The organism is Vibrio sp. OY15 (genome assembly GCF_000742455.1).
GTDB classification, from domain to species: domain Bacteria; phylum Pseudomonadota; class Gammaproteobacteria; order Enterobacterales; family Vibrionaceae; genus Vibrio; species Vibrio alginolyticus.
The window spans coordinates 557,291-570,008 of sequence record NZ_JPIL01000001.1 but is presented as its reverse complement, the minus strand read 5'-3'; the positions used below and the strand labels follow the sequence as shown (position 1 = coordinate 570,008).

The window sequence follows — 12,718 nt, the reverse complement described above, 5'->3', positions numbered from 1 at the left end:
CTCGTGATGCGCTAAAACTCGAACTGGAAATAAATAGTATTGTAGTTGCTCCCACCTTTAATTCGCCCAAACTGCGAAGCGCTTTCAAAAATCGCCGAGCGGTGATGCAATGAATAGCCCACCCACATATTGTTCCAGCTCTTTTGGTTGAAGAGATCGCCTACATTGACATCAAACGAGAAATCTAGGTAGTTGAGCAACTTGCTTGGTGTATAACCCTTGTCTTCCATTTCTGTGCCTTCAATATAGGTAATGCTATCAATGTATGACACACCTTCCGCTACACCAAATCGCCAAGTCGTAGGCCAATTAACCGTATAATAAGCCTTAATCGCCATGACGTATTCTGTGCTCGCAGACTGAACACTGGACGACCAGTGATGAACCAACCCTGGCGTTAAATAAATATCAAGAGGAAAACCAAACAGCTCATCCGTTAATGGATGCCCATAAAACAATGAAGTAAGTTGATTGTCGTATGGGTCTTTTTCTCTCTCAAAGCTAAATATTTCACCGATGTTCGAAGGCGTCGCCCAACCATGCGCAATACGTAGATATGCTTTATTGCTCAGTGTCGGTTTCGGAGCTTTGCTTTTATCGTTGAAAAAGCCAAAACCGACAAACACTTCTCCCTGATATCGATCTTCTACAAGCTGACTGTTGTAGGCGTTATCATCTAAGCGAGTAACACTCGTCTCACCCAATAAATACAAATTTGAAGTTACATGGTAACGCGCTTTAATACCAAGATTGGTGTCAAGCCCAGCTCCAATTCTCTCGCCAGTAATATCCTTAAAGGAATAATATTCACTATTGAAATCAGCGTCTTTGTATCGAATCGTAATCGATGGCTCTAATTCCCAATCACCAAATACATAATTAGCAGCAAGGCGGTAATTAGAGTGAAACTGGAGTTCGTCGTCCGTCATCAACTCTACTTCTGCGCGCCAAGTGTCGTTAATGCTATAACGCACTTGCCCACCGAAATCGACTCTGTCCCCTTCATTAGCATTTTGTAGCGACATGGGAATATCGACAAATCTCAATCGCATGAGTGCGCTCGCGCGCCAGTCGGAATCACTCTCGTTATACAAAAAAGCGCCACCTTCAATGCCATTGATATACACATGTTCGTTTTCAAAGAACATCATTGGTACAAATGTACTCACCGTAGAGTCATTATCGGCGGTGTAAAACGGAATCGATGCTGTGCGATACATCGCAGCAATCCCCCACGTTTGTTCGTCTGCACCATGCGCAGAAGAAACTGCCGCAGCTAAAGGTAAAGCGAGTGTTGTTAGAATTAATCTCTTCATGAGTTCGAAAAATGTTGGTTGAGAAGCAGGCAAACATCAATGATTTGCCATTAAAAGCTTATGTTCTGCTGATGATAGCCGTTACAATGGCAAATGTTGTCATCCTCGTGACAGTTTGAGTCCCAAGATCATATTAATATTGCACGACTAGGTGAGCTTGTTTGCGAATATTTTACCATTACAACAAGCGCTTAAACTCTAGCTTAGTTCTAAATCAAACATAATGAAGTAAAAAGTGAAAGCATCAGAACTCATCTCTACCTTGAATCATTTACCCGCAGACACAGACCCAGACATTGTGATGGGAGAAGCATGGCTGCCAGAGAGGTTGATAGGGACTCAACTCGATGGTGACATGTTGTTTTTGCACTTTGATAATGCACCAGAAGATGGTCAAGGTGACGAAGAAGGGCGTGGCTTCGTCGAACACGAAATCGACCTAATTAGAACTCGGCTTCAGCAAATTTTGGATGAAGACAGTAATAACGCGTCAAAAGCCGATGCGATGCTTGGTTTGTTCCTTATGGGACATGAACTTAGTAGCTCGCAAGTTATCGAAATATTAGAAGAAGAAGCTGACACATAAGGAGCCGTTTTGCCAGCATTGATGAACACGACTGAAATTTCTTCACTTCCTCTTGTCGTTGCAGGTCCGATCCTACGTAAAGTGACCGCAACTGAAATCAATATTTGGCTAGTCACCACCCAACGCTTGGAGGGTATGGTGCAAATTACGGATGAAAATGCCTCCATCCTTTATCAAGCCCCTTTAAGTGAACAAAAAGAACAGCTTCAAATCGGCCTCAATGCGTGGTGTTGCTTACTTAAATTAGAAGGCGAGTTTCCAACCCATCAAGCGTTACGCTATCAAATAAAAACGCAATATGGATTAGTGACGGAACTGCTCCCTCACCTGACTTATGAGCGAGATAATACGCCAAACTTGGGTATTGAGTTCCTCGTTAGTGAAAAAGCGGATTATCTCCTACATGGCTCTTGCCGTAATCCCCATCACTTCAGTGATGATACATTGGTCGCTGCGGATCATAAAATCGCGTCTCAATCCATTGAAGAAAGACCGGATATGCTCATCATGAGTGGTGATCAAATCTATGCAGACCATGTTGCAGGCCCCACTCTCGATGCCATTGAGCAAGTCATAGCTTTATTGGGTTTGCCAGGCGAAGAATTCGATCAAGCTCCGATAAAAAATACCAATGAGCTCTACCAACACCCTGCTTGCTATTATGGTCGAGATAAATTGTTGCCTCATTATGTGAGTGATGACAGTTTACTAAGTAAGTTTTTTCCACACCGAGGGACACCAATATTCAGCGCCAAAGAGTGTGAGAATCACCTAATAAGCTTTGCTGAGTGCTTTGCAATGTACTTATTGGTTTGGTCTCCGACCTTGTGGAAGCTTGTTCGAACGGATCGTTTGTTAGAAAACGAATTTACTGTCGGCGGAGAAGTTCTTGAACCCAAATGGCAGCAGCAATGGCGCGAAGAAAAAAAGCAAATTGATAAATTCGTCGCAGGTCTGGACAAGGTTCAACGCTTACTCGCTCACATTCCAACCTATATGATTTTTGATGATCACGATGTCACCGACGATTGGAATCTCACCATAGGCTGGGAACAAGCCGCATACAGCAACACGTTTGCAAAACGCATTATCGGTAATAGCTTGATTGCTTACTGGCTTTGCCAAGGTTGGGGAAATGCGCCAGAAAAATTCAATGATGAATTTATGAGCCTCGCTCAACGCTTTATCGATGAGCGAACCTCGCAAACCCAAGATGCATTTATTCAATATTTGTATCGCTTTGAGAATTGGCACTACACCATTCCTACGACACCAAAAGTTGTCGTGCTAGATACACGAACCAGACGCTGGCGTTCTGAGTCTAAAATGAACAAACCTTCTGGCTTAATGGACTGGGAAGCGATGATTGAGTTCCACCAAGAACTCGTGCACCAAGACAAAGTTGTTATTGTTTCTGCCGCGCCAATGTTTGGTGTGAAATTTATCGAAGCACTACAACGTGTGGTGACCATGCTTGGTAAACCATTGATGGTTGATGCTGAAAACTGGATGGCTCACCCCGGAAGTGCGAATACTCTTATTAGTATTTTCACACACACAAAGACACCAACTAACTTTGTTATTCTCTCTGGCGACGTACACTACTCTTTTGCATACGATATTAAGCTCCGCTATCGAAAAAACAGTCCGAATATCTATCAAATCACCTGTAGTGGAATTAAAAATCAGTTCCCTACACAACTGCTCAATATTTGTGATGGCCTAGATAGACTGCTATACAGCCCTCGCTCACCTTTAAACTGGTTCACAAAACGTAAACGACTCAAGATTTACAAACGCGCACCAAGTACGCACAACTTTTATCGCTTGGTTAACCATAGTGCCATTGGTGAGCTACGCCTTGATGATGAAGGCAAACCAAGTCAAATTAGTATTCTGACGAGTGATGGTGACGAAGTTCATTTTCCACCGACACGTGCTGAAAGCTGAGTATCAATCCCAAAATGACTTGCCCTTTGTAAGAGGCAAGTCACCTTGAACTAACTCAGGAGTTTAGTTTTTTTGGGGAGAAAGTGGCCGTTCTTAAATGTCAACGGCGTGCTAAATTTGGTATCGCACCTTGAGATCTTCCGTATTTATTACCATGTTAACCAAATAAACAATAGCTCGGTGTTCATTATGTTTAATTCTCTCACATCATTATTTAAACAACTCATTGATGGCTCTGATTTAAGCCAAACCAACACACTTTCCCCTAACATGGCTATCGCGTGTTTGCTTTGTGAAGTTTCTGGCGCAGACCATAGTGTCGATGATAGAGAACAAGAAACAAAGCGCTCTTTATTGATGAAACTGCTTTCGTTAAATGAAGAAGAATCAAATACTTTGTTAGAGCAAGCGCAACAGAAAATAAAAGATTCCGCTTCGCTGTACGACTTTACCTCTCAACTAAGAGAACTGACTCAAGAAACTCGTTACAACTTAATCAAAAGCATGTGGGAAGTCGCTTACGCAGACGGCGAAATTGACCCGCTAGAAGACGCGGTGATCCGTAAAACAGCAGAGCTACTCTATGTTGATCACAGCGAGTTCATTCGAGCGAAGTTACAGTCTCAGTAAAGTGACGAGATGAGTATATAAGTCGCTGGCTAACTCTAAGCTACCCCTAGAATGACAACAGATATCGCTTCTGTAGCCATAAAAAAACGCGCACTCTGCGCGTTTTTCAATAAGCCAACGACATTGTTATTAAAATACTGGTCAAGGTATGTGTTTAGCTCTTTCCACACTAAACAGACTGCATGACAAAACAACAATGGTTGGATGATTATTTAATTACAAGCTAGCTAGGTTCGAATAACTAAAACATGGTCAAAGCAAGCTTAGCTAAGTTGTATGCATCTACATAGCCAGAGTGTTGACGCCCTTCCCAGTCTATTCCTTTTGCTTCTTGAGCGGCTCGATGGCCTATACGTCTATCTTTAAGACGATTTTGAATACGGTAGAGTGTCGCTAAGTTGATGAACTCTGTGAACGGTGCTTCAATACCTTTTTGCTTACACTCTTCTAGAAGAATGAGGTCATCTCGCCCCCAAGATGCAAAGATTTTGTTGCGACCACCGAAGTTCTTAACCATGGATTTAAGCACTTCTTCTAGTGGGCGTCCTTGTTTTTCAATCTTACGTGGTGTGATGCCCGTTAACTCAGCGCAAAACAGAGACACTTCATCGTGTTCTGGTTTCACGTAGTATTGAGCACGCTTGACTATCTCACCTTTAGACAAATCTATTTCAGCTAACCCCACTTCGATAATTTCACCCGTGCTGCCGACGCCATTTTCGTTCCAGCAACACATTTCTAAATCGAAGCATACAATACGGTTATGGTTCATAGTTTGCCTTGGTTCCTAACATAAAAATTTAAAGCGTGCGATTCTATCGTAACAAGGCGTAAAACTCGAATTTGTGCGCCCATTTAATCGCCGATCGACACATTATTACGGCCGTTTTTTTTACTCAAATAGAGTTGACTGTCCATTTTGTGATACAAGCTCTCAGGATCTTCTTCTTTATGGATAACCGCACCGATACTCAACGTACAGATGATTGACGCATCACCATAATCAAAAGCCGTACTTGCCACAACACTCCGTAACTTTTCTAGGTAAGCTTCTAGCACTGCTCTATCAATGACTTTAGAAATAATACAAAACTCGTCACCACCAGCGCGGTAAAACTTATCTCCCGGTTTTAAATTAGCACTGACCAGCTTAGTGACATGTTGCAACGCTTCATCTCCACCTAAATGGCCGTGTTTGTCATTAATCACTTTGAAGTGGTCGATATCAAAACCAACCAAGGCGAAGTTAACACCTTTGTTTATCTGATTAAGCAAGTGATCGTTGAATGCTCGGCGATTCAGTAGTTGAGTTAGAGGGTCTCGCTCTGCCATTCTTTTTAATTCAACGGTTTTGAGCTCCAACATGACCGCTAAGCGCTCTTTTTCTCGAGACTGTAAATTCACAATCCAACTGATCAAAAAGGCGATTACCAATCCGGCTAGCGTCGTGCCCGCTAAAATAGAACGCTCCCAAGCTGAGACTGCGTCAGAAAGTTTAAAGTCAATACGCCATTCACGGTTAGGCAGTTGAATGGTTCGGCTTATAACGGTTCCTCGAATGTTATCCCAGCTAGCACTTTGAAAGAGAACAGGGTCATCTGCTGCGTCGAATCCCAAATCTTCTACGCGCACCGACATATCGAGCTCCGTCGCGGTTTTCGTAATCAAATCCTCAAAGTAAACCGTACTTCGGATAACACCGGTCACTACTCCTAATAAATATTTGTTCTCGAAGTCGAACACTGGATGGAACACCAGCAACCCAGTCTTAGGTATGGACTTGTCATAACCATCTTGCAGTAAGCGAACTTTATCCGAGACATTCGCTCGCCCATTTTCGGAAATATCATCCAAGATTAAATCGAAGCGTTTGCGCGAAAAATAGAAACCCAATAGAGAAAGGTTTTCCGGTGTTCTTGGGTAGATATCCGACGCGATAAAAATTGGCTCATTGTGTTCAAAAATGTACCCGTAGGTTTTGGGACCATCTTTAGGAACGGTAAACGGTTGGAAGTTTGGAAATTTTTGACGGGTCTTTAAAATATGTTCATCAAGATCTTCGAATTCGACCTTTTGCATCCATTGAAGTCCAATGAGACTTCGCGAGCTGTTAATCACTTGTTCCGCATACATCGGAAACGATGGCCAATAGCTTCGCTCAATCGAATGGAAAAAGTTTGCGCCCGCACCAATGAACTTTAGATCATTCTCGACGTTTGCTTTAAGTGATTCTGCTTGTCGGTCGGCTAAAGTATCAAACGTCGTCTGTGTATACCGTTGCTGCATTGTATAAGCAGCACCAACTACACCAGCAGTGACACATAAAGTCGCCAAAAAAGCTAAAATAGAGTCTGAATGTCGTTTTATAAAGCTCTTATGAGCGGTGCTTTGTGTCATATCGTAATTTTTGATACTTCCGTAAGTTAAACTTCGGGATCTATTGAAATACTGCGTTAGCAATGCACAAACATCAAGCAACAACCTATATTGGGGAGTCTGATCGTCGATTTTTCACTCTGTTCGTACGGTATAGTCACGAATTATTACAGCCTTAAGCCTTGAATATGCTACCATCCGTCATCATTTTAATGTCTAAACTTGGTGCAAGATCGCAAAGACGATCGTTTTAGTGAACAAATATGAGCCAATACTGAGCACCAATAAATCAATAGAAAGAGAAAAAACGTCATGAACATTGATTTGAACCTAATTCCTCAAACGTTCGATATGCTTCACGCAGGCCTAACCGCATCGAGCGTTTTGCTTCTTCTAGTTGCAGTGTCGCGCAAATCAAAAGTGGTCGAGAAAGTGGTAGAAAAACCAGTCGAGAAAATCGTCGAGGTTGAGAAACCAGTTGAGAAGATCGTTGAAGTAGAAAAAGTAGTGGAAGTAGAGAAAGTCGTAGAGCGTGTTGTAGAAGTTGAATCAAAACTTGCAACCGCATCAACGGACTCTGCAATGCAGCTGCTTTCTATCATGCAACAAGAAGCTCGTCTGATTGACTTCCTAAAAGAAGACCTAACGTCATTCTCTGATGAAGAAGTAGGCGCAGCTGCTCGCGTAATCCACACTGGCGGTCAGAAAGTACTGAACGACTACGTGACGCTAGCGCACGTTCGTAACGAAGACGAAGAAACTCGCATTACGGTTGAAGAAGGCTTCAACCCACAACAAATCCGCCTAACTGGCAACGTAACAGGCAGCGCGCCATTCAACGGCACGCTAGTTCACAAAGGCTGGAAAGCAACATCAATGACGTTGCCTAAACTTGCTGAGAACTACGATGCATCTGTGATCGCTCCAGCTGAGGTTGAGCTGTAATGGAACACATGAACCAAGAAAACCATTCTCAAGAAGCGTCTGTTGAAACTCAACAGACGCCTAAATTCAGTGTTGGTATCGACTTAGGTACAACACACTGTGTTATGTCTTTTGTTGATACACACAACGAAGACGCTCGCGTTGAAGTGATGCCAATCCCGCAGTTGACTGCGCCGGGTACGGTAGAGACTCGTAGCCAGTTAGGCTCTTTCCTTTACCAACCACACGAGCACGAAATGAACCCGCAATCACGCGTTCTTCCGTGGTCGAGCGAGCCAAAAGCGCTGGTTGGTGCAATTGCACGTAACCTAGGTTCAAAAACACCAATTCGCCTTGTGGCAAGTGCGAAATCTTGGCTTTGCCACGCTGGTGTAAACCGTCGTGATGCTTTCCTGCCAGCAGGTAGCCCAGAAGAAGTGGAAAAAGTATCCCCTCTTCGCGCGACAGAGCTTTACCTAGAGCACCTAAAAGACGCTTGGAATCACACCAATCCAAATCACAACCTTGCCGATCAAGACGTGACTATTACGGTTCCTGCTTCTTTCGATCCTGCTGCTCGTGATCTAACAGCCGAAGCAGCACGCAACGTTGGGTTTGTGCACCTAACGCTTCTAGAAGAGCCACAAGCTGCGCTTTACAACTGGATCGATAACAGCAATGACAAATGGCGCGATGAAGTTGAAGTTGGCGACATCGTGCTTGTGGTCGATATCGGTGGTGGTACAACCGACCTTTCTTTGGTTGAAGTAACTGAAGACGACGGCAACCTAACTCTGAAACGCATCGCGGTAGGTGAACACATCCTACTTGGCGGTGACAACATGGATCTTGCACTTGCGTACCGCTTGAAAATGAAGCTAGCGCAAGAAGGCAAAGAGCTACAGCCATGGCAAGTTCAGGCAATGACACACGCATGTCGTGACGCGAAAGAAGCGTTATTGAACGACAGCGAACTTCAGTCAGTGCCAATCGTAGTACCAAGCCGTGGTTCTAAACTGCTTGGCGCAACGCTGAAAACAGAACTGACTCAAGAAGAAGTACAACAAACACTGGTTGATGGCTTCTTCCCTCAAGTTGCAATTACTGACCACCCTGTTCAACGTAACCGTGGAGCACTAACGCAAATGGGTCTGCCTTACGCACAAGATGCAGGCATTACTCGTCACATTGCAGCGTTCTTGTCTAAGCAAGCCAATGCTCTTTCTACTTCAGGAAATGGCGCAGAAGCAGCAGCTCAAGATTTCAACCCATTCGCTAACATGCCTGGTATGCCAGGTTCGGATGCAGCGCAGTCAGCTGACTTCATCAAGCCAACCGCAATCCTATTCAACGGTGGTGTTCTGAAATCGAAACTTCTAGCAACTCGTCTAGAAGACACGATCAACGAATGGCTAATTGAAGCAGATGCAGAAATGGCAAAACGCCTAACAGGTGTGGATCTAGACCTTGCAGTTGCTAGCGGTGCGGCTTACTACGGCTCTGTGCGTCGTGGTCAGGGCGTTCGTATCCGTGGTGGTATTGCTTCGGCGTACTACGTGGGTATCGAAAGTGCGATGCCAGCTATTCCGGGCATGGCGCCGCCAATGGAAGCACTTTGTGTTGCACCATTTGGTATGGAAGAAGGCTCAAGCGTTGACGTACCAAGCCAAGAGTTTGGTTTGATCATCGGCCAGCCAGTTAACTTCCAATTCTTCGGCTCAACGGTTCGTCGTGATGACCTAGCAGGTACTCACCTAGACTACTGGGCACCAGAAGAGCTTGAAGAGCTTCCAGAAATCCAAGTAACGCTGCCTGTATCTGAAGGTCGTCGTGAAGGTGAAGTGGTTCCAGTAACCCTAGCCTCTCGCGTCACAGAGCTTGGTACGCTTTACTTAGAAGCCATTGCCGCTGATAACGGTCAAAAATGGCATGTTGAGTTCGATGTGCGCGAAGACGCGAAAAGCAACTCAGACGAAGAAGAATAAATAGAAATCAAACGGCATCCAATCGGGTGCCGTTTTTAAATACACGAAGGTTTGTATGGCATCTCCTCGTTTTCTTGTTGGTATTGACCTTGGCACCACAAACACTGTTGTGGCGTACTGTGAAATCACCGACAACCTTGAACAATCCGAAGTATCCCTATTCGACATCGATCAATTGATTGGCCCGGGTGAAGTGGTTCGTAAGCCATTGCTGCCCTCTTTCCGCTATCACCCTGCGGTTGGTCAAATCTCCCCTTCTGACCTAACACTCCCTTGGGAAAACGAGCCTGTCTCTGGCGACATTAGTAATGTGATCGTGGGTGAATGGGCTCGTGAATTAGGCGCGAAGGTGGAAGGACGTCAGGTATCCAGTGCTAAAAGCTGGCTATCGCACCAAGCAGTGGATCGTAGTTCAGACATTCTTCCTTGGGCGGGCGCGCAAGACGTAGATAAAGTCTCACCCGTTATTGCCAGCGCAAGCTACCTCAACCACATTCGTCAAGCATGGAACTACCGTCACCCTAGCAATAAGCTAGAAGACCAAGATGTGGTTGTGACCGTTCCAGCTTCGTTCGATGAAACCGCTCGTAAACTCACGCTTGAAGCTGCACAGCTGGCTGGTTTAAAGAAAATCGTCCTGCTCGAAGAACCACAAGCCGTATGTTACGACTGGTACGCACGCCACCAGCAAACCGCAGCTGATGAACTCAAAGAGTTACCGCTGATTCTGGTGTGTGATGTGGGCGGTGGTACTACCGACTTGAGCTTGATTGAAGCCAGTTTCTCTTCTCAAGATGAACTAGCCCTTGATCGTATTGGTGTTGGCGAACACTTAATGCTGGGCGGTGACAACCTCGACTTAGCATTAGCGCACCTTGCGGAGAGCCGCCTTTCTCAAAATAAAGGGGAACAAAGTAAGAAGCTCACTGCTGCAAGCCTGACTAAGCTGATTCAGCAAACTCGCAAAGCGAAAGAAAACTTGCTTTCAGCGAGTGCACCTGAAGAAGTGAAGATCACCATGCTGGGCAGCGGCTCGAAACTTCTTGGCGGAACAAAGAGTATTGGGCTGAGCAAACAAGAAGTGCACCAAATCGCTTTAGATGGCTTCTTCCCGCTTTCTGATTTCAGTGAAGTGCCGGACAAGCGCCGCAGCGCCGTCGTCGAGTTTGGTCTTCCATACGTTGCTGACCCAGCTGTGAGCAAACACGTTGCCGAGTTCTTAACTCAGCACCAACAAGTTGCTCGTGCCGCTCTCGGCATTAAAGACGACAAACAAAATGCAATTCCGGTAGGTTTGCTACTTAACGGTGGTGTGTTCAATAGTGAACTTGTGACTGAGCGAGTCACTACCCTACTGTCCGATTGGCGCGGCGCTCCGGTTACGGTATTAGATAACCCACATCCAGATTGGTCTGTTGCACTAGGTGCTGTTGCGTTTGGTAAAGCACGTCGTGGTGCACAGCTAAAAATTGGTGGTGGTGCAGCGCGTTCTTACTTCTTGCATCTTCAAGAAAAGAACAAGATGGGCAAAGCGCTCTGTTTGCTTGCAAAAGGGACAGAAGAAGGTCACGAGATCCGCTTAAGTGGTCGTCGTTTCTCGCTTACCCTAGGTGAACCTGTTCGCTTTAACCTGCTGACTTCTACCCACGACACCTTAACCAATAACACCGCTATTCAAAACGGCGTGATGGTTGACGTTGACCCCGACTTATTTGCTCCTCTGCCACCTTATATCACCACCCTTGAAGGTGAAGGTGCCGAACTGCAAGCCAACCAAAAAGAGCGCGTAGAAGTACAACTGGCGTGTCAGTTGACTGAAGTCGGCACGCTTAAGATGGAATGTGTCAGCGCAGAAGACGACAACAAACGTTGGGAGCTAGAATTCGAAGTTCGTAACAAGCAAACCGATGACAGCGAGCAAGTTAAACTTCACCCTAAGTTGAACGAATGTAAGGAGCTGATCGCTCGCCTTTACAGCGGTAATAAGAAAAGCGCGGAAAGCAAAGAGATCAAAACCTTAGCCAAAGATCTTGAGAAGAAACTTGGCAAACGCGATGAATGGGATTTCACGACCCTACGTCAACTGTTCGATACCTTTGCACAAGGTCGTAAGCGTCGCCGCCGTTCAGAACAACACGAGAAAAACTGGCTTCGTTTGGCTGGCTTTGCACTGCGTCCGGGCTTTGGCGATCCAACCGACTCATGGCGTATTGAGCAAGTTTGGGGTCTCTACCAACAAAACATTCAGTTTAAGAACCATCAAGGTTGGACCGACTGGTGGGTGTTCTGGCGTCGTATTGCCGGTGGTTTAAGCCAAGAGCAACAAGAGACCATCTTGGCGGACATCGCGAAATACCTACATCCTGGTGCGATGAAAAACCCACAATCCGCCAAAGCGGCACAAGATATGGGTTACGAGTCGATGGTGCGCTTGTCTGCCTCTCTGGAGCATTTAGAAGTCGAAGACAAAGTTCTATTGGCAACGTGGTTCTTGAGCAAAGCCATCAACCATAACCAGTTCGAACAAGCACACTGGTGGGCAATGGGTCGCTTGGCATCACGTACGCCTTTATATGGCAGTCAGCATAACGTCGTTCCTCGTGAACAAGCGGAACAGTGGTTGCCTAAGCTGCTAGAGCAGAACTGGCAGAAAGAGCCAATGATCGCTTTCGCAGCCGTAATGATTTGTCGTAAGACGGGCGACCGCCTATTCGATATCTCAGACGACTACCGTGAGCAGGTACTGGCTAAGTTGAAGCAAAGCAAGGTACCTGAATCTTGGGTATCACTGGTTGAAGAAGTCAAAGAGCTATCTGAGAGCGAATCGAAGCGTATCTTCGGTGATGCACTACCAAGCGGTCTGACGCTGGTAAATAACTAGGCTCTCACGCTTATAAACGCAACAAAGCCCTTCTCGTGAAGGGCTTTGTTTTATCTGATTCTAATAGCTG

At 45.4% G+C, this 12,718-nt stretch carries 9 protein-coding genes; 6 read left to right on the top strand and 3 right to left on the bottom strand.

Annotated features, from left to right (window positions below):
- Positions 1-11: 11 nt before the first annotated feature.
- The gene (locus IJ23_RS02470) at positions 12-1,316 is read right to left on the bottom strand and encodes a MipA/OmpV family protein (protein WP_033905356.1); all 1,305 of its coding nucleotides are present in this window, start codon (positions 1,314-1,316) and stop codon (positions 12-14) included.
- Positions 1,317-1,551: 235 nt separating this feature from the next.
- On the opposite strand from IJ23_RS02470, the gene IJ23_RS02465 reads away from it, so the two are divergent.
- The 3 genes from IJ23_RS02465 (at position 1,552) to IJ23_RS02455 (ending at position 4,482) form a co-directional block, all read left to right on the top strand.
- Entirely contained in the window at positions 1,552-1,902 is a 351-nt protein-coding gene (locus IJ23_RS02465) for a hypothetical protein (RefSeq protein WP_017634942.1), read from the top strand.
- Between the two features lie 9 nt (positions 1,903-1,911).
- Complete coding sequence (locus IJ23_RS02460; protein WP_033905249.1) at positions 1,912-3,852, top strand: alkaline phosphatase D family protein; 1,941 nt, start codon at positions 1,912-1,914, stop codon at positions 3,850-3,852.
- A gap of 189 nt (positions 3,853-4,041) precedes the next feature.
- The gene (locus tag IJ23_RS02455) at positions 4,042-4,482 is read left to right on the top strand and encodes a tellurite resistance TerB family protein (protein ID WP_017820644.1); all 441 of its coding nucleotides are present in this window, start codon (positions 4,042-4,044) and stop codon (positions 4,480-4,482) included.
- 241 nt (positions 4,483-4,723) lie between these two features.
- Here the strand turns inward: IJ23_RS02455 and IJ23_RS02450 are convergent, their stop codons facing one another.
- Both IJ23_RS02450 and IJ23_RS02445 read right to left on the bottom strand, forming a co-directional pair.
- The gene (locus IJ23_RS02450; protein WP_033905248.1) at positions 4,724-5,254 is read right to left on the bottom strand and encodes a 3'-5' exonuclease; all 531 of its coding nucleotides are present in this window, start codon (positions 5,252-5,254) and stop codon (positions 4,724-4,726) included.
- Positions 5,255-5,337: 83 nt separating this feature from the next.
- On the bottom strand, positions 5,338-6,879 hold the full coding sequence (locus IJ23_RS02445) for a sensor domain-containing diguanylate cyclase (RefSeq protein WP_005377686.1): 1,542 nt from the start codon (positions 6,877-6,879) through the stop codon (positions 5,338-5,340).
- 291 nt (positions 6,880-7,170) lie between these two features.
- Between IJ23_RS02445 and IJ23_RS02440 the strand changes: the two genes are divergently transcribed.
- From IJ23_RS02440 to IJ23_RS02430, 3 genes are read left to right on the top strand one after another with little or no spacing between them, the layout of a single operon-like run.
- Positions 7,171-7,803 carry a DUF2760 domain-containing protein gene (locus IJ23_RS02440; RefSeq protein WP_033905247.1) on the top strand — a complete coding sequence of 211 codons (633 nt, stop codon included), beginning with the start codon at positions 7,171-7,173 and terminating at the stop codon, positions 7,801-7,803.
- Complete coding sequence (locus IJ23_RS02435) at positions 7,803-9,767, top strand: Hsp70 family protein (RefSeq protein ID WP_033905246.1); 1,965 nt, start codon at positions 7,803-7,805, stop codon at positions 9,765-9,767. The genes IJ23_RS02440 and IJ23_RS02435 overlap by 1 nt, the downstream gene beginning before the upstream one ends.
- A gap of 55 nt (positions 9,768-9,822) precedes the next feature.
- Positions 9,823-12,648 carry an Hsp70 family protein gene (locus tag IJ23_RS02430; RefSeq protein WP_033905245.1) on the top strand — a complete coding sequence of 942 codons (2,826 nt, stop codon included), beginning with the start codon at positions 9,823-9,825 and terminating at the stop codon, positions 12,646-12,648.
- Positions 12,649-12,718: the final 70 nt, after the last annotated feature.